The organism is Thalassobaculum sp. (assembly GCF_965223715.1).
Lineage (GTDB): Bacteria > Pseudomonadota > Alphaproteobacteria > Thalassobaculales > Thalassobaculaceae > Thalassobaculum.
On the sequence record NZ_OZ245012.1, the window covers coordinates 477,779 to 500,742 of the forward strand.

The 22,964-nt window shown below is 65.3% G+C and carries 21 protein-coding genes and 1 tRNA gene; 12 read left to right on the top strand and 10 right to left on the bottom strand.

The genetic code is table 11. The features are described from left to right. Positions 1-96 precede the first annotated feature (96 nt). Positions 97-1,503: a YihY family inner membrane protein gene (locus ACOQOP_RS02275; RefSeq protein WP_420564696.1), complete on the top strand. Its 1,407-nt coding sequence runs from the start codon at positions 97-99 to the stop codon at positions 1,501-1,503. A gap of 9 nt (positions 1,504-1,512) precedes the next feature. Here the strand turns inward: ACOQOP_RS02275 and ACOQOP_RS02280 are convergent, their stop codons facing one another. Both ACOQOP_RS02280 and ACOQOP_RS02285 read right to left on the bottom strand, forming a co-directional pair. Then, complete coding sequence (locus ACOQOP_RS02280; RefSeq protein WP_420564697.1) at positions 1,513-2,505, bottom strand: DnaJ C-terminal domain-containing protein; 993 nt, start codon at positions 2,503-2,505, stop codon at positions 1,513-1,515. A gap of 160 nt (positions 2,506-2,665) precedes the next feature. Then, on the bottom strand, positions 2,666-3,139 hold the full coding sequence (locus ACOQOP_RS02285) for an RT0821/Lpp0805 family surface protein (protein ID WP_420564698.1): 474 nt from the start codon (positions 3,137-3,139) through the stop codon (positions 2,666-2,668). A 274-nt stretch (positions 3,140-3,413) separates the two neighbouring features. Between ACOQOP_RS02285 and pdxH the strand changes: the two genes are divergently transcribed. The 3 genes from pdxH (at position 3,414) to ACOQOP_RS02300 (ending at position 5,401) form a co-directional block, all read left to right on the top strand. After that, a complete protein-coding gene (pdxH, locus tag ACOQOP_RS02290; protein WP_420564699.1) occupies positions 3,414-4,028 on the top strand; it encodes a pyridoxamine 5'-phosphate oxidase in 615 nt (204 codons plus the stop codon). A gap of 118 nt (positions 4,029-4,146) precedes the next feature. Continuing rightward, positions 4,147-5,001: a universal stress protein gene (locus ACOQOP_RS02295; RefSeq protein ID WP_420564700.1), complete on the top strand. Its 855-nt coding sequence runs from the start codon at positions 4,147-4,149 to the stop codon at positions 4,999-5,001. 28 nt (positions 5,002-5,029) lie between these two features. Continuing rightward, the gene (locus ACOQOP_RS02300) at positions 5,030-5,401 is read left to right on the top strand and encodes a hypothetical protein (protein WP_420564701.1); all 372 of its coding nucleotides are present in this window, start codon (positions 5,030-5,032) and stop codon (positions 5,399-5,401) included. Positions 5,402-5,431: 30 nt separating this feature from the next. On the opposite strand, the gene ACOQOP_RS02305 is transcribed toward ACOQOP_RS02300, so the two are convergent. Then, positions 5,432-5,929, bottom strand: a complete 498-nt coding sequence (locus tag ACOQOP_RS02305; RefSeq protein ID WP_420564702.1) for an MgtC/SapB family protein — start codon at positions 5,927-5,929, stop codon at positions 5,432-5,434. A gap of 168 nt (positions 5,930-6,097) precedes the next feature. On the opposite strand from ACOQOP_RS02305, the gene ACOQOP_RS02310 reads away from it, so the two are divergent. The 4 genes from ACOQOP_RS02310 (at position 6,098) to ACOQOP_RS02325 (ending at position 9,248) form a co-directional block, all read left to right on the top strand. Further along, on the top strand, positions 6,098-6,838 hold the full coding sequence (locus ACOQOP_RS02310; protein WP_420564703.1) for an SDR family NAD(P)-dependent oxidoreductase: 741 nt from the start codon (positions 6,098-6,100) through the stop codon (positions 6,836-6,838). Between the two features lie 124 nt (positions 6,839-6,962). Further along, positions 6,963-7,700, top strand: a complete 738-nt coding sequence (locus ACOQOP_RS02315; RefSeq protein WP_420564704.1) for a glutamine amidotransferase-related protein — start codon at positions 6,963-6,965, stop codon at positions 7,698-7,700. Between the two features lie 10 nt (positions 7,701-7,710). Continuing rightward, positions 7,711-8,514: an AraC family ligand binding domain-containing protein gene (locus ACOQOP_RS02320; protein WP_420564705.1), complete on the top strand. Its 804-nt coding sequence runs from the start codon at positions 7,711-7,713 to the stop codon at positions 8,512-8,514. Between the two features lie 86 nt (positions 8,515-8,600). Then, a complete protein-coding gene (locus ACOQOP_RS02325; protein WP_420564706.1) occupies positions 8,601-9,248 on the top strand; it encodes a LysE family translocator in 648 nt (215 codons plus the stop codon). On the opposite strand, the gene ACOQOP_RS02330 is transcribed toward ACOQOP_RS02325, so the two are convergent. From ACOQOP_RS02330 to ACOQOP_RS02350, 5 genes are all read right to left on the bottom strand, one after another. After that, positions 9,245-9,778: a hypothetical protein gene (locus ACOQOP_RS02330; RefSeq protein ID WP_420564707.1), complete on the bottom strand. Its 534-nt coding sequence runs from the start codon at positions 9,776-9,778 to the stop codon at positions 9,245-9,247. The genes ACOQOP_RS02325 and ACOQOP_RS02330 overlap by 4 nt on opposite strands. Before the next feature lie 94 nt (positions 9,779-9,872). Beyond that, a complete protein-coding gene (locus ACOQOP_RS02335) occupies positions 9,873-10,736 on the bottom strand; it encodes an ABC transporter permease (RefSeq protein WP_420564708.1) in 864 nt (287 codons plus the stop codon). A gap of 16 nt (positions 10,737-10,752) precedes the next feature. Beyond that, positions 10,753-12,357 carry an ABC transporter permease gene (locus ACOQOP_RS02340; RefSeq protein WP_420564709.1) on the bottom strand — a complete coding sequence of 535 codons (1,605 nt, stop codon included), beginning with the start codon at positions 12,355-12,357 and terminating at the stop codon, positions 10,753-10,755. Between the two features lie 107 nt (positions 12,358-12,464). After that, positions 12,465-13,535: an ABC transporter substrate-binding protein gene (locus tag ACOQOP_RS02345; protein ID WP_420564710.1), complete on the bottom strand. Its 1,071-nt coding sequence runs from the start codon at positions 13,533-13,535 to the stop codon at positions 12,465-12,467. A gap of 112 nt (positions 13,536-13,647) precedes the next feature. Beyond that, on the bottom strand, positions 13,648-14,736 hold the full coding sequence (locus tag ACOQOP_RS02350) for an ABC transporter ATP-binding protein (RefSeq protein WP_420564711.1): 1,089 nt from the start codon (positions 14,734-14,736) through the stop codon (positions 13,648-13,650). A 314-nt stretch (positions 14,737-15,050) separates the two neighbouring features. On the opposite strand from ACOQOP_RS02350, the gene ACOQOP_RS02355 reads away from it, so the two are divergent. Further along, entirely contained in the window at positions 15,051-17,492 is a 2,442-nt protein-coding gene (locus tag ACOQOP_RS02355; RefSeq protein ID WP_420564712.1) for a GcvT family protein, read from the top strand. 602 nt (positions 17,493-18,094) lie between these two features. Here the strand turns inward: ACOQOP_RS02355 and ACOQOP_RS02360 are convergent. Continuing rightward, positions 18,095-18,946 carry a murein transglycosylase gene (locus tag ACOQOP_RS02360; protein ID WP_420564713.1) on the bottom strand — a complete coding sequence of 284 codons (852 nt, stop codon included), beginning with the start codon at positions 18,944-18,946 and terminating at the stop codon, positions 18,095-18,097. A 77-nt stretch (positions 18,947-19,023) separates the two neighbouring features. Further along, entirely contained in the window at positions 19,024-20,262 is a 1,239-nt protein-coding gene (locus ACOQOP_RS02365) for an N-formylglutamate amidohydrolase (RefSeq protein WP_420564714.1), read from the bottom strand. 308 nt (positions 20,263-20,570) lie between these two features. On the opposite strand from ACOQOP_RS02365, the gene ACOQOP_RS02370 reads away from it, so the two are divergent. From ACOQOP_RS02370 to ACOQOP_RS02380, 3 genes are all read left to right on the top strand, one after another. Next, positions 20,571-20,645, top strand: a tRNA-Val gene (locus ACOQOP_RS02370). 100 nt (positions 20,646-20,745) lie between these two features. Next, complete coding sequence (locus ACOQOP_RS02375; RefSeq protein WP_420564715.1) at positions 20,746-21,729, top strand: integrase; 984 nt, start codon at positions 20,746-20,748, stop codon at positions 21,727-21,729. Positions 21,730-21,839: 110 nt separating this feature from the next. Further along, positions 21,840-22,697: a hypothetical protein gene (locus ACOQOP_RS02380; RefSeq protein ID WP_420564716.1), complete on the top strand. Its 858-nt coding sequence runs from the start codon at positions 21,840-21,842 to the stop codon at positions 22,695-22,697. The last annotated feature ends 267 nt before the right edge of the window (positions 22,698-22,964 follow it).

A 22,964-nucleotide genomic window follows, 5' to 3' on the forward strand; every position in this document is an offset into this window, starting at 1 on the left:
CGATATCGCCAATCAGCATGCAGTGACGCATCCTACACCAACGATCCTCACCCGCAAGCAAGCGCACCAATGCCCACGTCGTGTTAGGATGACCCCATGGAATCACCGGACAAGAAGAAGGCTTCCAGCCGGCTCGACCACTGGAAGGTCCATCGCGCCACGCGAATCGCGGTCGATATCGGGAACTACGTGTATTACGCCGTGCGCCGGTTCTACGCCGATCAGGGGGCCCAGTCCGCCGGCGCGCTGACCTACACCTCGCTGCTGGCCATGGTGCCGCTGCTGGCCATCGCCTTCGCCATCTTCTCCGCCTTCCCGGCCTTCGAGGCGATCCAGGACCGGTTCGAGGCGATGCTGTTCGAGAACCTGGTGCCGGAAGTCGGTTATGAGGTCCGCAGCTATATCGCCGACTTCACCGAGAACACGACCAACCTGACCGCGGTCGGGGTGGTGGCGCTGGGCGTGTCGGCGGTGCTGCTGCTGGCGATGATCGAGGCCACGTTCAACCGGATCTGGCGGGTGCAGCGCAGCCGGCCCGTCGTCTCGCGGCTGCTCATCTTCTGGACCATGCTGACCCTGGGCCCGCTGCTGCTGGCCGCCAGCTTTTCGCTCACCTCGGACATGTTCGTCGCGATCCAGCGGTTTGCCTGGGAGGGGGCCGAGGTGATGCCGATCGACCTGACCGGCAAGCTCGGCTTCTTCAACCGGCTTTTCGCGGCGCTCATCCAGACCGCCGCCTTCACCGTGATGTTCATGCTGGTGCCGGCCCGCCAGGTCCAGTTCCGCGACGCACTGATCGGCGGCGCGGTCAGCGGCATCGCCCTGGAACTGCTGAAATGGGGCTTCCGCTGGTATCTGACGTCGTTCCCGACCTATCAGACGATCTATGGCGCCGTGGCGGTGGTGCCGATCTTCCTGATCTGGCTTTACCTGGCCTGGACCATCGTGCTGTTCGGTGCCGTCTTCGCGGCGTCGTTCCCCGAGTGGTGGCGTTCGCGCATCCCGGGGGTGACGGCGACCCTGTCGCCGGCCCTGCGGCTGGAGGCGGCGGTGGCGCTGCTGGCGGTGATCTCCGCCAAGGCGCGGACCGGCGGCGCGGTCGACGCGGAATCCCTGGCCGACGCCTTGCCGCTCGATGCCCGGGATTCGGTCATAGAGGACCTGCGGTCGACCGGCTATGTCGCGGCGACCGACGAGGACAACTACAGCCTGACGCGGGACCTGCGGCACGCCACGGTGGCCGAACTGGCCCGTGACCTTGGCGTTACGCTCGGCCTGGTGCGCAAGCTGGAGCAGAACAAGATGATGACCCGGGTGCTGGACGGCCGGCTCGGACCGGTCCCCTCCCTGCTGCGCGACCTGGCCGACGCCGAGGACCGGCTGCTCGGGGTGTCGCTGGCCGACGTCATCGACCAGTCCATACGGGACCGGGCGCCCGAGTGGGAAGCCAAGGGCGTGATCACCATGCGCCCGCGCGGCGACGGCACCCTGTCGGCGGAATAGTCGGCGGCCTCAGCCCAAGGACTTGCGCGGGTTGTAGGCGTGGGTCGCACCCCATTTCTCGATGAACTGGGTCAGCTCCGCGTCCGGATTGTCCGGGAGCATGACCCGCAGGGTGACGTACTGGTCGCCCGGCTCGCCGTCGCCCTTGGCCGGCACGCCCTTGCCCCGTAGGCGCATGCGCTTGCCGCCGTTGGAGCCCTTCGGGATCTTCAGGGAGACCGAGCCGTGCACCGTCGGCACGGTGACGCTGGCCCCCAGAATGGCCTCCTGCAGGGTGATTGGCAGGTCGAGGAGGATGTCGTCGCCCTCCCGGGTGAAATGGGCATGCGGCTCGACATTGAGTTCCAGATAGGCGTCGCCGGCGGGCAGGGCGCCGCTGCCCGGCTTGCCCTGGCCCTTCAGCCGCAGCACCGTGCCATCCTCGGTCCCGGCCGGAATGGTCAGGTTGACCACCTTGCCGTCGCTCAGCGTCACCCGCTTCTTTATGCCCGCCACCGCCTCCACGAACGGGACCTTCAGCCGGTAGCGCAGGTCCTGGGAGTTGCGGCGTGGCGAGGCGCGGGTGCCGGAATCGCCGGCCGAGGATCCGCCGGCGGCGCCGGTGCGTCCGGTGCGCCACTGCTTCAGGATCTCTTCTATCGGGTCGCCGCTGCCGTCGCCATCGAACGTGTCGTCGAAATCGAAGGTGCTGCTGCGGCCCGATCCGCCCGTGCTTCCGCCGGTATAGCCGCTGCGAGACTTCCAGCCCTTGGACCAGAAGCTGCCGCGGCCGCGGCGTTCGCGCCCTTCAGGATCGATCTCGCCACGGTCGTATTTCTTGCGCTTCGTCGGGTCGCCGAGCAGGTCGTAGGCCGAGCTCACCTCCTGGAACTTGCGCGCGACGGCCTCGTCGCCATGGTTCAGGTCGGGATGGTATTTCTTGGCGAGCTTTCGGTAGGCGGCCTTGACCTCGTCCTGGGTGGCCGAGGGGCTGACGCCGAGAACCTTGTACGGATCGCTCATCCGCCGACTCCCGCCGACGGATGAACGATCAACATGATGGGGAACCTGGCCGCTGGCCGTTCCATTGCCGCAGATACCTCGCAAGGACACTCGAAGGGTGAGTGTCCGATCAGAGGTCGTCTCGGATCAAGACTTTGTAAAGGGGGTCGGAAGACCGACGTCAGTTGACCACCTTCCAAGTGCCGTCCGGCTGGCGGCAGGCCGTGCCGAAGGCCTCTTCCGTGCGCCCGCCGACATTGATCGTCTGCGAGTACTCGCGGCAGTACTGACCGCTGTTGGTCTGGTAGGTGCGGGTCGGCGTGACGGTGCCGTAATTGCCCGAATCGGGGTTGCTCCAGGTCGAGCTGCTGCCGCTCGGCTGGTTCTCCAGGGTCGACTGGGTGGTGGACGCCAGGGCCGCCTTGTCGGCGCGATCCAGCGATTTGCCGACTTCGCTGCCGATCAGCGCGCCGAGCAGCGTACCCGCGGCGACGGCGGCGAGCTGGCCCTTGCCCTGGCCGAACTGGGAGCCGGCAACGGCGCCGCCGAGGCCGCCGAGCACGGCGCCACCGGTCTGCTTGGCCCCGGTGTCCGCGCAGGCAGCAAGGCCCAGGCTGAGAGCAACGGCGGAGACGAGTGCGGTCTTGCGGAACATGATCTTCTTACCTTTCGCATGAGCCCGGCGCGTTCCGGCCGGACTGATTCCCCTGAATTCCCCATCCATCGCCGGGGCGCTGTGCCCTCGGGCGACGGAGATCGCGGAACTCGAAGCTGTAACGTAACGGCCGCGACAATCCGTCGGTTCCCACAACCGTATTTTTCACGGCGATATTCCATCGCCGAGACGCCGTTCTCGGATATTCGGCACTGGATATGGCGTGCGTCTCGCCATATTGAAGGCCGGATACGTGCACGGAAGGGACGTGACGATGAGCGACGACAAGGCCATTTTCGAACCCCAGACGGACGACCCCTTCGAGCAGTTCCGGCTCTGGTTCGCCGAGGCGGAGGCCAGCGAGGTCAACGACGCCAATGCGATGACCCTGGCGACCGCCGGCTCCGACGGGCGCCCGTCCGCCCGGATCGTGCTGATGAAGGACTACGACGAGCACGGCGTCGTCTTCTACACAAACACCGAGAGCCAGAAGGGATTGCAGCTTGCGGTGAACCCGTTTGCGGCCCTGCTGTTCCACTGGAAGTCCCTGCGCCGCCAGGTGCGGTTCGAAGGCGCCGTCACCCCCGTGACCGCGGCCGAGGCCGACGCCTATTACGACAGCCGGCCGCGCAACAGCCGGATCGGCGCCTGGGCATCGCAGCAGTCGCGTCCGCTTGCCGACCGGGCGACGCTGATGCAGTCGGTCGACCGGTTCAGCGCCGAATACCCGGGCGAGGCGGTGCCGCGTCCGCCCTATTGGTCGGGCTACCGTCTGTCGCCGATGCGCATCGAGTTCTGGCATGACGGGCCGTTCCGGCTGCACGACCGCTTCGTCTTCACCCGCCAGGCGGAAGGCCAGCCATGGAGCGTGCAGCGGCTGTTCCCCTAAGGTTGGCCACATCGCGTCTGTCGCTTGATCTGTATCAAGGTCGGTTTGCATAGCCTGACCTAGCCTCCACATACGAGAGGGCGTCCGCCCGATCGACTACCGGCCATGGAGGCATGAGATGAAACGGATCTTCGTTCCGCTGCTTGGTGAGCTTGGCGACCGCGCGGCCCTGGATGCGGCAGGAAAGCTGCTGGCCGCATCGGGCGGCTTTGTCGATGCGCGCGTCCTGCGCCGCGATCCGCGCGATGTCCTGCCGATCGTCGGTGAAGGATTTGGTGCGGCGATGATCGATGAGGTCATGGCGGCCGCCGAGAAGGGCTCCAAGGAACAGGCGGTCAAAGCCCGCAAGACCTTCGACGACTGGGCGGCTGCAGTCGGTGCCAATGTCGGTGCGGCGCCCGGGGCCAGCGGCCTGAGCGCCGCCTTCGACGAGCTGGTCGGCCCGGTGCCCGGGGTCGAAGTGGCCGCCGAGCGGGTCAGCGACGTGGTGATCTGCGCCCGTGCCCCGCGGGAGGTGAGCCCGGATCGCGCGGCCCTCCTCGAAGTGGCGGTGATGGAGGCCGGGCGGCCGATCATCGTCGTTCCCGACGCCGAGCTGGAGAGCATCGCCACCACGATCCTGGTGGCCTGGAATGGCTCGGCCGAGGCGGCCCGCGCGGTGTCGATGGCCATGCCGCTGCTTGCTCAGGCCGGCAAGGTGGTCGTCGTGACGGTCGATGACGGCGACGTGTCGGCCGACCCCGAGCCGCTGGCGGATACCCTGCGGGCGAACGGGGTGAAGGCCGAGGCGGTGAAGGCTGAGATGGACAAGGCCGGCGTTGCCGCAACGCTGGAAGTCGAGGCCGGCAAGCAGAAGGCCGACCTGATCCTGATCGGCGCCTACAGCCACAGCCGGGTGCGTGAATTCGTGATGGGCGGCGTCACGGACGACGCCTTGACCGACGGTTCGGTGCCCATGATGCTGGCCCGATAAGAACCAATAAACCGGAGGAATGACTGGAATGACTGTGCGAACCATTCGCCTGGAGCTGGCCCGCGGCCCCGAGTTTCCCGAGGGCAGCTCCGCCCGTGGCTACGAGTTCAAGGCACCGCTGACGGCGGACGGTTCGCTCGACCAGGATGCCTGGTCTAAGGTGCGCGGCGATTGCACCTTCCGCCGGTTCTGGGACGGGGCGGCCGAGGAGACCGGGCATCTCGTCCACCGCCGTGGCAATCGCTGGCTGTTCCACTACGACGGCCTCACCCATGAGGAAGACGAGGAGGACGAGGCGATCTTCAAGTTCGACCGTCACCACTTCGTCGAGGGCGAATACGTGTCGATCACCGAACACGACGGCGAACAGCATACCTTCCGGGTCGTCAGCGTCCGCTGATCCCCGCCGGCCCGCCGACCACGCAGGGGCTCAATCCGTCTCGGTTGAGCCCCTGCGTCGTTGAGCGCGCCGCTCGATGAGACCGACCACCGCCAGGACGATCACCCCGAGCACCGTGGTCATACCGGCGAGATAGAGCTGGCCGACACCGCAGGCGACGCCGAGCGCGCCGGTCAGCCACAGGCTGGCGCCGGTGGTGATTCCTTCGACCTCGCCTTTGTTGCGGATGATGGCGCCGGCGCCGAGAAAGGCGATGCCGGTGACCACGGCCTCGAGCACGCGGGTCGGGTCGATGCGCACATGGTCGTCCCAGTCGCCCACGGAGTCGACGATCTCCATCGCGATCAGCGCGAAGGCCGCCGACGCGAGCGACACCAGCATATGCGAGCGCAGGCCGGCGGGCTTGCGGTGGAGTTCCCGGTCCAGGCCGATGATCATGCCCAGCAGCAGGGCAAGCCCCAGCCGCTGCGCGTACATGGCGGTCTCGCTGTTGGCGAAGTCGGCGAGGGCCGGCCAGAGATCCTGCACGAGATTTCCTTCCCCTGTGTGCTGCCGATGGATCGGCAGTGCGAAGAATGACGGTTGCGTGACGGGGTGTTGGGGCAACGGAAGCGGCCCCGGTCCGGTTCCCACGATCGCCCGGATCTCCTCTCGTGAAGGGTGACGGAGACGCCGGTTGGAGCTAGGCTCCGCCCCATGTCAGACGATTCAAAGCTCATGCTGCTCACCGGGGCGAGCCGGGGTATCGGTCACGCCACCGTCCAGATCTTCGTGCGCCGCGGGTGGCGGCTTCTGACCTGCTCGCGCGACGCGCCGCCGGCCGAGTGCCTGCGCGATCCCGATCGGGCATGGCACATCTCCGCCGACCTCTCCGATCCCAAGAGCCTGGACGCCTTCATCGACGAGGCGAACGAGTGGTTGGGCGACCGGCCGCTGCATGCCCTGGTCAACAATGCCGGCTGGTCGCCGAAATCCGCCTACAAGGAACGGCTCGGCGTGCTGAATGGGGACCTGGAAGCCTGGCACCGGGTGTTCGAGGTGAATTTCTTCGCGCCCCTGAAACTGGCGCGCGGCTTTGCCGCCTCCCTGCACAAGGGCAAGGGGGCGATCGTCAACATCACCTCCATCGCCGGGCATGAGATCCACCCCTTCGCCGGCTCGGCCTATTCCACCTCCAAGGCGGCCCTGTCGGCCCTGACCCGCGAGATGGCCAACGAGTTCGCCGAGCTCGGCGTGCGGGTGAACGCGGTGGCGCCCGGCGAGATCGAGACCGCCATGCTGTCGCCGGAGACCGAGGTGCTGATCCCGCGCATCCCGCTGCAGAAGCTGGGCGAGCCCAAGGACGTGGCCGGCGCCATCTACTACCTGTGCAGCGAGGATAGTTCCTACGTCACCGGCACCGAAATCTTCGTGACTGGCGGCCAGCACATCCTCTAGAGCACGATCGGTTCAGATCGAATCGATCTGAACCGTGAATCGTTCTCTAACCTATTAAAGATGGATCAAATCACGACCAGATGTTTCCATCTGAGCGTGATTTGATCCAGGGAGCCTGAAGACGATGCGGATCTGCGTGATGGTATGCGCCCATGTCGGGCCGGACCTCGCCGACGTGATGGACTCGTATCTGGAGATGTTCCGCCGCCTTCTGTCGCCGCATCTGCCGGAGGCGACGATCACCGGTTCGATGATCATCGAGGGCACCTTCCCTGCCTCGGTCGAGGACTACGACGTCTATGTCTTCACCGGCAGCCCGCATGGAGTCTACGAGGATCTCGACTGGATCCGGCGGGCCGAGCAGTTCGTGCGCGATGCGACCGCCGCCGGAAAGGTGCTGGTCGGCGGTTGCTTCGGCCACCAGCTCATCGCCCAGGCACTTGGCGGCAAGGTGGTGAAGTCGGAGAAGGGCTGGGGCATGGGCGTGCATACCCATCCGCTGCAGAAGCGCGAAGCCTGGATGGCGGACGGCCCCGACACCCCGAACGTCGTGGTCAGCCACCAGGACCAGGTGGTCCAGGCGCCGGAGGGCGCGGTGGTGCTGGCCGGCACCGAGTTCTGCCCGAACGCCATGCTGCGCATCGGCGACCGGATCCTGACCTTCCAGGGCCATCCGGAGATGAATATCCCCATCGTCAACCGCCTGCTGGACCTGCGCGAACAGCGGGTCGGGGCGGAGGTCTTCGCCGCCGGCAAGAAGTCGCTGGAAAAGACGCTCGACCACGAGGCGATGGGCGCCTGGATCGCCGGTTTCATCCGCCAGGCATTGGGCCGGGCGTCCGGCAAGACGGCGGCCGCCTAGGGAGCATCCGGTGGGACGCGGCAGCACGGTCAGGATCCGCCGCAACGTCATCGATGGGGTGGACGCGGTGCTGGCCGATACCGACCGCAGCTTCCCGCGCCATTGCCACGACCAGTTCGGCATCGGCGTGATCCTCGACGGCGCCCAGATCTCCGCCAGCGGCCGCGGGCAGGTCGAGGCCGAGGCGGGCAACGTCATCACGGTCAATCCGGGCGAGATCCATGACGGCGCGCCGGTGGGCGGCGGACGGCGCTGGTCCATGCTGTATCTCGACCCCGCCCGGCTGGCGACGCTGGCCGAGGGACGGGACGGCGAGGCCGTGACCGGCTGCGAGTTCACCGCACCCGTGGTCACCGACCCGCGGATCGCGGCAAGGGTCTCGGCGATGATCGCCGCGATCCACCGGGCAGGCCCGACCGGTGACAGCCTGGAGAGCGAGGAGCGGAGCCTCCTCGCGCTGGCACCGCTACTCGGCATGCTGGGTGAACGGGCGGCACGGGGGATTGCGCCCGGCATCGGCCGGGCCCTGGCGCTGATGGACGACGATCCGAGCGCACCCCTCGGCCTGCGGGATCTGGCCGAGGCGGCCGGGCTCAGCCGGTTTCAGGTGGTGCGCGGGGTCGCCCGGGCGACCGGGTTCACCCCGCACGCCTATCTGCTGCGCCGCCGGATCGAACTGGCGCGCCGCCGGATCCGCGAGGGACTGCCGCTGGCGGACGCGGCGGCGGCGTGCGGCTTTGCGGATCAGAGCCACATGACGCGGCTCTTCACCCGCACCTTTGGCTATTCGCCCGGCGCCTACGCGGCCGCCTGACGGCGCTGCAACTTCCTTCAAGACCGAGGGGCGGGGCACCGGCTCTCCTACCGGCTTCTCGAGCCGATGAGAGGAGACGGATCTTGATGCACGAAACCCTGCTGTCAGCACTGGCCCCGGCGCTGACGCCCGAATACCTGCTGACATCCCTGGTGGTGGTGCTGATGCCGGGGACGGGCGTGATCTACACCCTGGCCTATGGGTTGGGACGCGGCAGCCGGGCGAGCGTGATCGCCGCCTTCGGCTGCACCCTCGGCATCGTGCCGCATTTGATCGCCTGTGCGGTCGGTCTGGCGGCCCTGCTGCATTCCAGCGCCGTGGCGTTCCAGGCGGTGAAGCTGCTGGGGGTCGCCTATCTGTTCTACATGGCCTGGGGCACGCTGCGGGACGGCGGGGCGCTGGAGGTGACGTCGGAACGGGAGGGCAGGCCGGCGCACCGCATCATCCTGAGCGGCATCCTGCTCAACCTGCTGAACCCCAAGCTGACACTGTTCTTCCTGGCCTTCCTGCCGCTGTTCCTGCCGGCAGATACAGCCGCCCCTGCGCTCTCGATCCTGGCTCTGGGCGCGGTCTTCATGGCGATGACCTTTGCGGTCTTCGTCCTCTATGGACTGTGCGCGTCGGCGGCCAGAACCTATGTCCTGGCGAAGCCGTCGGTGATGAAAGTGTTGAGATACGGATTTGCCGCTGCGTTCGGCCTGCTCGGCTTGCGCCTACTGCTCAGCGAGCGTTAGCCCCGCAGCCCGCGCACCCACTCGATGCGGCGGTCGATCTGGTCGATCTCATGGCCCAGCCAGTCGTCCAGCAGGCCGCCGCCCCATTCCTCATGGGCGGCGAGATCGGCGAGACGGGCACGCTCGCCCTGGTACATGACCTCCAGGGCGTGGAGCTGTTCGCCCCGGCCTTCGGCATCGAGCTGGTCGATGAAGCGCAGCTTGAGGGCGAGGACCAGCTTGTTCAGGTCGGACACGCCCGGCCGCAGCGGCGAGGTCAGATACCCCATCAGCGCCTCGCGCCCCTCGTTGCTGAGACGGAGCAGGGCGTTGTCGCCTGACCCCTGGCCGGGAACCGCTTCGATCAGGCCCTCGAACTTCAGCAGTTCGATGGAGGTGCCGAGCAGGTCGAGGGACGGGCCGACGATGCGCGCGGCGAATTCCCGAACCTCGGCGGACAGGTCGCTATAGACCCGATCGCCCTCCGCCAGCAGGCCGAGTGCGGCGAGACGGATGGCTTCCTTGGGAACGAGTGAATTGTCGCGATACATGCCCCTGCCTCCAGGCGTGGCGTTGGACCTTTGATATGATCCTTCGCCACGCGATTGTCCAGTGTCTTGTTGCGAATGATTCGCGAAAACACCGTCAGTAGGTCACGCCACGCATTCTCTCGTTGCGCCGGCGCAGGAGTTCGATGGTCGCCAGCAGCAGGGTCGAGATGATGATCAGCAGGGTCGCCACGGCGAGAATCGTCGGGCTGATCTGCTCGCGGATGCCGGCCCACATCTGCCGCGGGATGGTGCGCTGCTCGAACCCGGCCATGAACAGCACCACGACCACCTCGTCGAACGAGGTGACGAAGGCGAACAGGGCGCCCGAGATAACCCCCGGCAGGATCAGCGGCATGATCACCTTGAAAAAGGTGGTCGGCATGTCGGCGCCCATACTGTTTGACGCCCGGATCAAGTTCTTGTCGAAGCCCACCAGGGTCGCGGTCACGGTGATGACCACGAAGGGCGTGCCGAGCGCGGCATGGGCCAGGATCACGCCGGCATAGGTCTGGGCCAAGGCGAACTCGGTACCGAACGGGGCCGAGTAGAAGAAGAACATGGCCGCCGCGGTGATGATCAGCGGCACGATCATCGGCGAGATCAGGATGCCCATCAGCAGGCTCTTGGCCGGCAGCTCCGCCCGGGACAGACCGAGTGCGGCGAGGGTGCCGAGCGTGGTCGCCACCAGGGTGGAGGCGATGCCGATGATGAAGCTGTTCTTGATTGAATGGAGCCACTGGTCGTTGTTCACGATGTCGGCGTACCAGCGCAGCGAGAACGCCTCCGCCTCGAACCGCAGCATCTCCGGCGTGAAGGTGAAGTAGGGCTCCGCGTTGAAGGACAGCGGGATGATCACAAGGATCGGGATGATCAGAAAGAAGAAGATCGCCGCGCAAATGAGCCGATACAGGTAGTACCAGACCCGCTCCAGGGGACCCGCGTAGCTGGGAATTGCCATGTCGCTGTCCCTCCGCTCAGCCGAGCTTCATGTTGTCGATGCCGACCAGGCGGTCGTAGAGCCAGTACATCACCAGCACGCCGGCCAGCAGGATCGTGCCGAGCGCGGCCGCCAGGCCCCAGTTCAGCGACTTCTGCATGTGATAGGCGATGAAGTTGGAGATCAGCTGGCCGTCCTGGCCGCCGACCAGGGCCGGGGTGATGTAGTAGCCGATGGCCAGGATGAACACGAGGATCGAGCCGGCGCCGATGCCCGGCACGGTCTGCGGCACGTACACCCGCACGAAGGCGATCAGCGGATTGGCCCCTAGCGACCGGGCGGCGCGCATGTAGCTCGGCGAGATCGTCTTCATCACCGAATACATCGGCAGCACCATGAACGGCAGCAGAATGTGGGTCATGGCGATGATCGTGCCGGTCATGTTGTAGATCATCTCGATCCGGTTATCGTCCGAGAGGATCCCCAGGAACACCAGCGTGTCGTTGATCACGCCCTGGGTCTGCAGCAGCACGATCCAGGAGGTCGTGCGCACCAGCAACGACGTCCAGAACGGCAGCAGCACCAGGATCAGCAGCAGGTTGCCCTTGGACGGCGGCAGTGTGGCCAGCAGGTATGAGATCGGATAGGCCAGGATCAGGCAGGCCAGGGTCACGCCCAGCGAGACGTAGATCGTCTTCATGAACAGCTGGACGTAGATCTGTTTCCACTCCGGCTGCATGACGATGTTGCCTTCGACGTCGTAGGTCCGGTCGACGGCGTTCAGGTAGTAGCTGAAGGTGATCGGCGAGGAGACCTGCTTGATGATCTTCCAGGTCCGCGGTTCGCCCCAGGCCTCGTCGACGCCGACCAGGGCGAAGCGCAGCGGGTTGTCGCGGATCTCGCCGGCCTGGGTGGCGGTCTTTTCCAGCAGCCTGGAGAGCTTGGCATCCTCGGCGGCCACCACCGGCAGCAGTTGGCCAAGCGACCCGTCCGCCTTGGCGGAGGCCAGCTCCGACAGGATGGTGGTATAGGTCTCCGGCTTCGGCGTCTTCTCGGCGAAGGGCGAGTTACCGGTCTCCCACTGGCGTAGCTGGGCCGCGGTCTGCGGCAGGACGGCCGCGAAGTCCGGCGTCTCGGCCAGCGCGTCCAGGGTCGGCCAAGTATCCTTGTTCTCCCAGCCCTTGTCGAAGCCGACCAGCGCGAACTGCAGCGGACCGTCCTGGATCTTGGCGGCGGCGCGCTGCGACTTGTTGATCAGGGAGCGGAAGCCGCCGTCCTCATAGTTCAGGCGGGCACCCATCCGCCCGACATTGCGGCGCTGCTCCTCGCTGCGGTCGCCCATCTCCTGGATGAAGGCGCCGAAGACCGCATCCGGTGGCAGGCCCTCTCCGTCCCATTTCTCGAGCTCAGCGACGGTCAGGGGGATGGCGTCGTTCACCTCCGGGTTGTCGACACTGCGCAGGAGCATGTCGACGATCGGGAAGATGAAGGTGACCAGAATGAACAGCAGCAGAGGTGCGACCAGCAGGAAGGCGCGGATCTTGCTGCGCCGTGTCGCTCGGGCCAGGGCCACCTTCAGCGGCGTACCGTCGGCCATCGTCATGGGCCGTGCCGGGCCTGCCTCTTCTACAGCATGCGCCATCCGGATCTCCCGCAATCGGAATGTCGGCCGCTCAGGCGAGCGGGGAGAAAAAGTGCAAAACGAATGAATGGGAGGGGAGAGCGGCGCACCGCTCTCCCCGAAAGGTCTTAGCTGGCGAGCCAGGCGTTGAAACGCTCGTTCAGCTCGTCGCCGTAGTCAGCCCAGAACTCGAAATCGTTCTGCAGCGGGTTCTTGAAGTTGTCCGGCGCCGTCGGCATGTGCGGCTGCATCTCCGGCAGGACCTTGTCGAAGGACGACTTGCGGACCGGACCATAGGAGATCCACTTCGCCTGGTCGGCGAGGCGCTGGGTATCGGTGGAGAACTTGATGAACTCCCAGGACTGCTCCATGTTCGGCGCGCCCTTCGGGATGACCCAGAGGTCGATGTCCCACACCTGGCCGTCCCAGACGATCTCGAACGGCTTCTTCTCGTTCACGATCGCATTGAACAGGCGGCCGTTATAGGCGGTGGTCATCACGACCTCGCCGTCGGCCAGAAGCTGCGGCGGCTGGGCGCCGGCTTCCCACCAGATGGTGTCGTCCTTGATGGTGTCGAGCTTGGCGAAGGCCCGCTCCACACCTTCCGGCGTGGACAGCACGTCGTAGACCTCGCCGGACGGAACGCCGTCGGCCATCAGGGCGAACTCGAGGTTGGCCTTCGGGGTCTTGCGCATGCCGCGCTTGCCCGGGAACTTCTCCAGGTCGAAGAAGTCGGCGACCGTGGTCGGACCGGTCGAGAACTTGGTCGTGTCGTAGGCGTAGACCGTCGACCAGACGATGGTGCCGACCGCGCACTCGTGCACGGTACCGGCGATGAAGTCCTCGGCCGCCGGGGTGCCGTCGTCACCGGCCGGCAGGTCGTCGGTCGGCAGCACTTCGAGGATGCCCTCGTCGCAGCCGCGGACCGCGTCGGACAGCTCAACGTCGACCAGGTTCCAGGTCACATTGCCGGCCTCGACCTGGGCGCGGATCTCGGCGAGACCGCCGTTGTAGTCCTCGGAGTTGATGGTGTCGCCGGTCTTCTCGATCCACGGCTTGTGGTACGCCTCAACCTGGCTCTTGGTGTAGGCGCCGCCCCAAGACACGATGGTCAGGGTCTCCGCGGAGGAGGTCCCCGCGTAGCCGAGCGCCGCAAGCGCGACCGCCGCGACTCCCGCCGACTTCAATAGATGGTTCATTGAACAAGTCTCCCTGTGTTGTGCCGGAAGTTTCCGGCGACTGCCCCTGAAGTCTTTGTGTTCGTGGACCGGACGGGGGTCGCGACCGGCCCGTACTCCCGAATGGCGATGGTCAGGCGTCTAGCGCCCGACAATCGTCCAGGGCCCAGCCGACCTGAACCTGCTGTCCGCGGCTCAGCGACGCGTGGGCGTGGGAATTCGGCACTTTGACGATGAACTCGTCATCGCCGCAGGTGCTCACCCGTGTACGGATGTGGTCGCCGAGGTAGATCAGTTCCTCGACCTTCGCATCGAACACGTTGGGCATGGAGCCAGGCTCCGGATCGAGCGCCACCCGTTCGGGGCGCAGCGACAGGGTCGTCTTCGAGCCGACGCCGCTGTGATTGACGCTCAGTGCCTGGATGATGTGGCCGTCCACATCGACCGTGCAGCTCTTGCCGTTCACTTCCTTCACCGTTCCGCGCAGGCGGTTGTTCTCGCCGATGAAGGCGGCGACGAAGGCGTTGTCCGGCCGCTCGTAGAGGTCGGGCGGCGGGGCGAGCTGCTGGATCTTGCCGTCGTTGAACACGGCGATCCGGTCCGACATGGTCAGCGCCTCGGACTGGTCGTGGGTCACGTACACGACCGTCATCCCGAGCTGCTCGTGGATGTGCTTGATCTCGTACTGCATCTGCTCGCGCAGGTTCTTGTCGAGCGCGCCGAGCGGCTCGTCCATCAGCACCAGATCAGGTTCGAACACCAGGGCGCGGGCCAGGGCCACGCGCTGCTGCTGGCCGCCGGAAAGCTGCCCCGGGCGCCGGCCGCCGAATGAGCCGAGCTCGACCATGTCGAGCGCCCGCTGCACCTTCGCCTCGGTATCCGCCTTGGACATCTTGCGGACCTGCAGCGGGAACGCGAGGTTCTCGGCCACGGTCATATGGGGGAACAGGGCATAGTTCTGGAAAACCATCCCGATCCCGCGTTTGTGCGGCGGCACGTGATTCAGCTCGCGCCCGCCCAGCATGATCGTCCCTTCGGTCGGCGTCTCGAAACCCGCCAGCATCATCAGGCAAGTCGTTTTGCCGGAGCCCGAAGGACCGAGCATCGTAACGAACTCGCCTGCCTGAATATCGAGATTGAGGTCTTTAACGACGAGGATCTCGCCGTCGTACGTTTTCTGGACCTCTACGAATTGGACGAACGGCGTATTTTTTCCCGCCATGTCCCCCTTGCCACCCTAGACTCGAGCCGTGCCGCCTCCCTAAAGCAACACGCCCTGTTCGGCACGGCATTGCGCGCCCTTTGTTTCATAAAACCCTAAGACAACGTTGCGCGGCCTGTAAAGCGCGGCGTTGCGCTGCGAAAAGAACCGGCCCCGGAACGGCGGAACCCTGCGCCATTGCCGCAAATCCGACACGCGACCGTCGCCTACGGGTCGGGAGCCCTTTGCGATCAACGGCACTCTGCGCACGTGGCGGGCGAGTGGCCCGATGTCGGTGACGGGGCGTGTGCCCGGTGCGGTTGCGGGAGACGGATATGAAGGATACGGCTCGGGTCGTCGTGATCGGCGGGGGCGTGGTCGGGGTGAGCACGCTGTACCACCTCGCCAAGAAGGGGTGGTCGGACTGCGTGCTGCTGGAGCGCACCGAGCTGACCGCCGGCTCGACCTGGCACGCCGCCGGCCTGCTGCCGCTGTTCAACATGAGCTATTCGGTCGGCCAGCTGCATCAATATTCGGTCGAGCTGTACAAGACCCTGGAGGCCGAGACCGGCCAGGACGTCAGCTTCCACGGCGTCGGCAACCTGCGGCTCGCCACCAACCGCGACCGCATGGATGAGTACCGCAACTACCAGTGCACCGCCGAGACAATCGGCGTCGAATGCCACCTGATCGGCGTCGACGAGATCAAGAAGCTCTGGCCGCTGATCAACGCTGAGGGGCTGATCGGCGCCCTGTGGCACCCAACCGACGGCCATATCGCGCCGGTCGACGTGACCATGGCGCTCGCCAAGGGTGCACGGATGCATGGCGGCACGATTCACCAGCATACCGAGGTGACCGGCATCGAGCGGGACAACAACGAGTGGATCGTCCACACCACCAAGGGCTCGATCTGCTGCGAGCATGTCGTCTCTGCCACCGGCAACTACGCCCGTCAGACCGCGCTGATGGTCGGCCTGCAGATCCCGGCGATTCCCGTGGAGCACCAGTACATCGTCACCGATGTCGACCCGACCCTGAAGGCGTATCGCGAGGCCGGGAATCCGGAGCTGCCGGTGCTGCGCGAGTCCGACAGCCAGTATTATTTCCGCGAGGAGCGCATGGGCTGGATCCTCGGCCCGTACGAGCGCTTCGCCCCGGCCTGCTTCGTCGACGGCGTGCCCTCCACCTTCGAGAAGGACCTGTTCCCGGGCGACCTGGAGCGGCTGATGCCCCATGTGGAGGCCTGCCTGAACCGCGTCCCGTCCTTCGAGAGCGCGGGCATCAAGGACATCGTCAACGGCCCGATCTCCTACACGCCGGACGGCAACCCGATGGTCGGCCCGGCTTTCGGCCTGCCGAATTTCTGGCTGTCGGAAGGTCACAGCTTCGGCGTGACCGCCGCGGGCGGTGCCGGCTGGCAGCTCGCCAACTGGATCGTCGACGGTGAGCCCTCGGTCGACATGATCGGCGTCGATCCCCGGCGTTTCGGCGTGGTCTCCAAGAACTTCGCCAAGATCAAGAACGAGGAGGCCTACGAGCACGTCTTCGTCAACCACTTCCCCATGGAGGAGCGCGAGGCAGGCCGTCCGGCCAAGACCGTGCCGATCCACGGCCGTCTGGACGCCGCCGGTGCGGTCTGGGGCGCACGCTTCGGCTGGGAACGGCCGAACTGGTATGCGCCGGAGGGTGTCGCCCGTAAGGACGCGTATTCTTTCCGCCGCTCCAACTGGTTCCCCCATGTGGGCAACGAGGTGGCGGCGATGCGGGAGCGGGTCGGCCTGCTGGAGCTGTCCTCCTTCGCCAAGTACATGGTCGAGGGGCCGGGGGCGCGGGCCTGGCTGGACCACATGGTCGCCAACATCATCCCGAAGAAGATCGGCCGCATGAGCCTCAGCCATGCGCTGAACCCGTCGGGCTCGATCCGCTCGGAATTCACCATCTCGCGCCTGCCCGACGGGCTGTACGGCGAGCGGTTCTACCTGGTGGGTCCGGGTGCCGGTCACGACTACGACTGGGATTTCCTCACCAAGCAGCTGCCGCGCGACGGCTCGGTGATCCTCTCCGACCTGACCACCCAGTATGGCGTGCTGGTCCTGGCCGGCCCGATGGCCCGCAGGGTACTGGAGAAGCTGGCCGATGCCGACGTGTCGAACGAGGCGTTTCCCTGGCTGACCGTGCAGGACATCCCGGTCGGCTGGTGCCCGAACGTCCGCGCCCTGCGGGTGAATTTCGTCGGATCGCTCGGCTGGGAACTGCACCACCCGATCGAGTACCAGGCGCATCTCTACGACGCGATCATGGAGGCGGGCCGCGAGTTCGATATCGGCCTGGTCGGCCTGCGCGCCATGGACAGCATGCGCCTGGAGAAGAGCTACCGGCTCTGGGGCACCGACCTGAACGCCGAGAATTCAGCGCTTGAGGCCGGGCTGAACCGCTTCGTGCGCCTGAACAAGGGCGATTTCGTCGGCCGCGACGCGCTCACCCGCCAGCAGGAGGCGGGCGTGCCGAACACCTACTGCACCCTGGAGATCGACGCCGAGGACGCCGACAGCTTCGGCAACGAGCCGGTGTTCATGGACGGCGAGGTGGTCGGCCGCGGCACGGCGGGCGGCTACGGCCACCACGTGAAGAAGTCGCTGATGCTGGGCTATGTGAAGACCGAGTTCGCCGAGATCGGTCGCGAATGCCAGGTCCGCCTGATGGGCGAACTCCGCCCGGCCCGCATCGTGCCGGAGAGCCCGTACGATCCCGAGAATGAGATGCTCCGGGCGTAACGCCGGAGCGGCATTGCGGGCAGACCCGACGGGCGGCAGCCGGCAAGGCTGCCGCCCGTTCGCTTTTCTGCGGCTGACACCAACCTCCCAACCCGCTCCCCGGATTTATTTCGCGGCGAGGCCAGGCTCACACCGAGCACTCGACGCCCTTGCGATCCCGTGCGCTTGCCCCGGAATAAATCCGGGGAGTGCTTTGAGGGAACAGGTGAGCACGGTTGGGATGGTGGCCGACGACCTCCGATCCGCTCCTGTTGGTTGGATGACTTCACCCGGGTCACATCCACTCCCCGGATTTATTCCGGGGCGAGGCCAGGCTCACGCCGAGCACTCGACGCCCTTGCGATCCCATGCGTTTGCCCCGGAACAAATCCGGGGAATGCTTTGAGGGAAGAGGGGAGCACGGTTAGGATCGTGGCCGGCCATCTCCGATCCGCTCCTGTCGGTTGGATGACTTCACCTGGGTCACATCCACTCCCCGGATTTAGTCCGGGGCCCACGCTCGTGACTGCTCGAACTCGGGCGTCCTTGCGAGCCGGTTCCCCGCTCCGGAATAAATCCGGGGAGTGAAAGTGTAAGTAGAAGGGCGGTTCTCGAACCCGCCGTCATCCGCCCTGCTGGGTCGCCTCGCGCTTCGCCTTGCGCTCGCGGAAGGCGGCGAGCGCCTTGGCCTTGCGGGCTTCGAACTCGGACATCATCCGCGCCTCGGTCAGGGCCGCCTGGCGCTGCAGGAAGGCCACGTTGGCCGCCCGGGCCGCCGCGCGCACCCGCTGCAGCTCGACCTGCCGCTCGCGCTCCTTGGCCAGCGCCTCGCGCTCGGCCTGGCGCTGCTGGGCGACGGCGCTATGCATCAGCGGCATGCCGGCGGCACTCGCCACCAGATGCTCGCGCTGGCCGTACCACAGATCGTAGACCTTCTTCTGGTAATACGGGCCGCGCTCCTCATCGCGCGAGTGGTAATAGGCAACCGCCTTGGTCCAGGACCGCGTGGTCTGGTTCAGGTCGGCCAGGAAGGCGGCCGCATATTCGGCGTTGGCCATGGGATCGAAGGCATGCTCCAGGTCCCGGAACGCGTCACCGTGGTAGTACAGGTTGATCTGCATGCAGCCGACATCGATGTTGGTGATGCCGCGCGCCTGGAGCTTCTTCACCTCGGCAATCGCCGCCGCCTTGCTCGGCAGATATCGCCCGATGCCCTCCGCCATCACCGTCCATGGCCAGGAAAAGCTTGCCCGGTACTCGCTGCTCCAGCGTCCGGTCTCGGCCAGCGAGATCGCCGCCAGCAAGTGCGGCGGCAGGTGGTTGTCGATCTCGGCCTGGCGGGTCGCGGCGACGCAGAGCCCATGCGCTTCCGGGGTCACCGGGGCGTGCGGGGCCGCTCGGGCCGGGCCTGAGAGGGCCGGAAGCATCAGGGCGGCGAGCGCGAACAGAACGGGCAGGGATCGGGCAATCGGCATGTCGGGCCTCCTTTGCCGCAGACAAAGCAAGGCTCGTGCCAGATATCGGCGATACCCGAAGGATCAGGCTGGAAAGATCAGTCAGCGTCGCCCAGCGGCCGGCGCGGATCGAAGGTCGCCAGCCCGGCGATCGCCCGGCGCATGTCGGCGGCCAGGCGCTGCAGGCCCGACGTGCGCTCGAGCTTGCGTTCGTCCATGTAGAGGCCGCGCTTGACCTCGATCTGCAGCGCGTGGATGCCAAGATCCGGGCGGCCGTAATGCCGGGTGACGTAGCCACCGGCATAGGGGGTGTTGCGCCGCACCCGGTAGCCCTGGTGACCGAGCAGCCGCTCCATCCGGCTGGTCAGCACCGGCGAGCAACTGGTGCCGTGGCAGTCGCCCAGCACGATGTCGCCCACCGGATAGGCGCGGCCGTCGGCGCCGATGGTCTGCACGTTGGACGGCATGGAATGGGCGTCGACCAGGATGCAGTAGCCGAAGCGGCTGCGGGTCTCCTCGATCGCCTCGGTCAGGGCGGTGTGATAGGGCCGCCAGTAGCCCTCGATCCGATGCACCGCGTCCTCGAAGGCGAGCTTGCCAGCATAGACCGGCACGGCGTTGGAGACGACCCGGGCGATGGTGCCGAGCCCCGCGGCGATCCGGGCGTTGCGGGTGGTCACGTAGTCGGGCAGCGGGTCGGAGAACATCGCCGGGTCGAGCTCGTAGGGCTCGCGGTTGGCGTCCACATAGACCCGCGGGAAGGTGGCGGCGACCAGCGGCGCGCCGAGCTCCGGGGCGGCGGCGAACAACTCGTCGACGAAGCTGTCCTCGCTGGAACGCAGGGTGCGCTCGTCGAGCCCGGTGCGGGTCAGCAGGTCGTCGGGGTAGTGGCGGCCCGAATGGGGCGAGGAGACGACGATCGGCAGGGTCTGGCGTACCGGCCGCCGCACGGTCACCGGCGGCGGCAGCGCGGCATCGGCGCCGGTTTCGGCCGCCACATGCGGGTGCAGCGGCTCGCCAGCCGGGCGGGCATGGGCCGGCACCGGACGGACCAGGTGTCCGGTCGGCAGGGCGTGCGGCGGCAGAGCGCTCTTCGGCACGGCGTTCGAGGACGGGGAGGGGGCCTCAAGGGCAGGTCCCTGAACGGTCGTCCCCGGGAGCGCGGCCGCCGGAGGCTGAACGGCCCCATCGACGCGACCGGAGGTGCCGGCGCGGGGCGTGCCCCCGCCCGGACCGATCGCCGAATCGGTTGCCGCAGCGCGCGCCGGCATGCCGGTGTCAGCGGGTTCGGGCAGGCTGTCGGCGCGCTCGTCCATGTCATTGAGATAGAGCAACACGGGGCCCCTGTCACCGGTTTGAGCGTGGGGTGCGTCACCGGGCCCTCCGATACGCGAGGTAAGGCAAGGTCTTGGGCGCGAGCCTCGCTGTGGCGGCGGGGCAGGGGCGGTGAGTCGACGGGCCAGGGCCTCGGAAGTTTGCTCGCCCGGCGTGCCGGAGGGCGGTCCGGCAGAGGCCTGGTCGGGCTACGTGAAAATAGGGTTGCCAAGCTTGCAGAGGGGCATTAAGACCAGCCGCTCGCGGCACGGAGTTCCCGTCAGTGCCGCCGCCGGCCGGCCCCTCCCGGGGCCATCCAGATCGGCAAAGTGGGCGCGTAGCTCAGCGGGAGAGCACTACGTTGACATCGTAGGGGTCGCTGGTTCAATCCCAGCCGCGCCCACCATACATCCGGTTGATTTCATTGAGATTTCGACCGTACGTCAGGCCTCCAGGTTCATTGAAGACCGTTGCTGTCACACTCCGTGTCACAGTGAGGTTCGACCATGCCCACCATCCGCAAGCGCTCAGGTCGCTGGCAAGCTCAGGTCCGGCTCAAGGACAAGCCTGTTTTGACCAAGACCTTCGAACGGTACCAGGAGGCGGTCGCCTGGGCTGCACAGATCGAGAAGGAACTGAGAGGACGCCGATCGAACTCCGAGGGCCTCCATCCTAGCCGCACCACACTCGGCGACCTGATCGACCGCTATAAGCGCGAAATCACACCTGCAAAGCGCAGCTCTGCCATCGAAAAGCTGCGCCTGGGGAAGATGGAGCAGGACAAGATCGCCTCAAAGATCGTGGGATCGATCACCTCAGGAGACGTTGCCGACTACCGGGACCGTCGCCTATCCCTGGTGTCGGTCGATACAGTGCGCCGGGACCTGGGCACCCTCCAGCACGTCTGGGATGTTGCCGAGAAGTCCTGGGGGCTCGTTGGTGCCGCAAATCCGTTCCGGCTTATCATCAAGCCGACTGCGTCACCAGGGCGGTCCCGGCGGCTTAGTGCTGACGAGGAGAAGCGCCTGGAGGCTGCTTGCGCGTCGTGCCGGAACAAGGTCATCCCACTGGTGGTGACGTTCGCATTGGAGACCGCCATGCGCCAGGGTGAGATCGTCGCGCTCCAGAAGTCCGACATCGATCATGAGAAGCGGCTGGCGTTGATCCGGGTCTCGAAGAACGGGCGGAGCCGGTTGGTACCGTTGAGTGAACGTGCCCTTGCGGCTGCCCGCCGTGCGGCCGATCTGAGCGACGACACCAGGGTGTTTGCGACAAGCACCACAGGGGTCAAGATGGCCTGGAAGCGCATCCTGCGGCGCTCGAAGATCGATGACCTCCACTTTCATGATCTCCGCCACGAGGCCATCAGTCGGCTTTTCGAGCGGGGGTTTAGCCTACCCGAGGTGGCCTTGGTGTCGGGGCATCGGACAGCAGCCATGCTCATGCGATACACCCACATCGAGGCGGGTCGGATCGCAGCCAAGCTTTAGCGGTCGCAGAGTTACAGATAGAACGCCACCCAGTGATATACTGGGTGGCGATTGCATCTCTTCCCGTACATGAATGATAATTCAACCTGACTTGCGGCGGGGGGCGGAGTATGAAAGCGCAATTCGAGGAAAAAGAATTCGAGACACAAATTAATTCTGAAATTAGTGCTCAGAACGGTTTTATTTATGCTCCAGGGCAAGTGTTAGAAAATAAAATTGGGATAGATGTAGCTCTTGTATGTTCTTCCACCGAGTTTTGGAAGTTATTTGCCAGTCCTGTTCCGTCGAGTTTGTATCCGGTAAACATAGTGCCTGGTGGATTTGAGTTAAATGCATCTTATTGGCGGGCGCTTGATGACTGTATTGAACGGTTTCCTAAGTTTAAATTTAATTTGTTTTTGCAACATAAGCGACCAGAGTATTTAGAAGACGCAAGATCAAAAGAATGGGAAGATTGGGGTGCTCCGTATTTCAGGTTTAATCTAACAAAGCACCAGCAATCCGCTCTAGAGAGCCTGGATAATCATGCCGGAGAGGATGCGCTAGTGGGGTATTCTTCTCCTGCATTTTATACATATAGTGATCTATGGATGTATTCAGCAGGCAATGAGGTCGTTAAAAATACAAATTTTGTAAAAGCTTCCACACTGAGTGGACATCATCGATATACGTATGTTGAACCTGGTAGTGGTGGGAAGGCTTGTTCTGAAGTAGTACAGGTTCCTGGTTTCGATTTGGCCGAAGAAGCAGCTAGGCGACGCGATAGGGTGGTGGGATCGAATAGGGATATGATTTTTCGTTTAGAGAAGCAAATCGATATAAGCATTGATGGTACGAATATGAGAGAAGAAATAGATAGAATTGTGGGGTTTATTTCTGGTGATATGACAAGATTGGCCAGATCAATCGTGCGCGTGAATGCCTTTTCAATAATGACAAAAACACGGTGGATGATTGGGATTGATTGACCATTTTTCTTATTTGAGAAGTGTGGGGTTCATTTAACATGCTGCAGCCGCTTCAGTGGCCAACATTCTCCTCTCGCGCTGCCTAGACCTCGGTGTTCGTCGCATGCTCGTTGGCAACGGCATCCATCGCCCTCGCCAGGGCTATAGGCGTCGAGTCGTCTCCACACGCTTCCTTTGCAAATCATTCAACCTTCCGAGGTGTCACGGTACCAGCTTCGTAACGAAGGACCACCCTTTCGAGGCGGTCCGCTGCGTCCAGGACCATGG

Coding starts and splice junctions, on each gene's coding strand:
- ACOQOP_RS02360 (WP_420564713.1), bottom strand. CDS start 18,946: ATGCCGATTGCCCGATCCCTGCCCGTTCTGTTCGCGCTCGCCGCCCTG.
- ACOQOP_RS02325 (WP_420564706.1), top strand. CDS start 8,601: ATGCACGAAACCCTGCTGTCAGCACTGGCCCCGGCGCTGACGCCCGAA.
- ACOQOP_RS02295 (WP_420564700.1), top strand. CDS start 4,147: ATGAAACGGATCTTCGTTCCGCTGCTTGGTGAGCTTGGCGACCGCGCG.
- ACOQOP_RS02330 (WP_420564707.1), bottom strand. CDS start 9,778: ATGTATCGCGACAATTCACTCGTTCCCAAGGAAGCCATCCGTCTCGCC.
- ACOQOP_RS02300 (WP_420564701.1), top strand. CDS start 5,030: ATGACTGTGCGAACCATTCGCCTGGAGCTGGCCCGCGGCCCCGAGTTT.
- ACOQOP_RS02345 (WP_420564710.1), bottom strand. CDS start 13,535: ATGAACCATCTATTGAAGTCGGCGGGAGTCGCGGCGGTCGCGCTTGCG.
- ACOQOP_RS02275 (WP_420564696.1), top strand. CDS start 97: ATGGAATCACCGGACAAGAAGAAGGCTTCCAGCCGGCTCGACCACTGG.
- ACOQOP_RS02310 (WP_420564703.1), top strand. CDS start 6,098: ATGTCAGACGATTCAAAGCTCATGCTGCTCACCGGGGCGAGCCGGGGT.
- ACOQOP_RS02285 (WP_420564698.1), bottom strand. CDS start 3,139: ATGTTCCGCAAGACCGCACTCGTCTCCGCCGTTGCTCTCAGCCTGGGC.
- ACOQOP_RS02375 (WP_420564715.1), top strand. CDS start 20,746: ATGCCCACCATCCGCAAGCGCTCAGGTCGCTGGCAAGCTCAGGTCCGG.
- ACOQOP_RS02355 (WP_420564712.1), top strand. CDS start 15,051: ATGAAGGATACGGCTCGGGTCGTCGTGATCGGCGGGGGCGTGGTCGGG.
- ACOQOP_RS02340 (WP_420564709.1), bottom strand. CDS start 12,357: ATGGCGCATGCTGTAGAAGAGGCAGGCCCGGCACGGCCCATGACGATG.
- ACOQOP_RS02280 (WP_420564697.1), bottom strand. CDS start 2,505: ATGAGCGATCCGTACAAGGTTCTCGGCGTCAGCCCCTCGGCCACCCAG.
- ACOQOP_RS02335 (WP_420564708.1), bottom strand. CDS start 10,736: ATGGCAATTCCCAGCTACGCGGGTCCCCTGGAGCGGGTCTGGTACTAC.
- ACOQOP_RS02350 (WP_420564711.1), bottom strand. CDS start 14,736: ATGGCGGGAAAAAATACGCCGTTCGTCCAATTCGTAGAGGTCCAGAAA.
- ACOQOP_RS02380 (WP_420564716.1), top strand. CDS start 21,840: ATGAAAGCGCAATTCGAGGAAAAAGAATTCGAGACACAAATTAATTCT.
- ACOQOP_RS02315 (WP_420564704.1), top strand. CDS start 6,963: ATGCGGATCTGCGTGATGGTATGCGCCCATGTCGGGCCGGACCTCGCC.
- pdxH (WP_420564699.1), top strand. CDS start 3,414: ATGAGCGACGACAAGGCCATTTTCGAACCCCAGACGGACGACCCCTTC.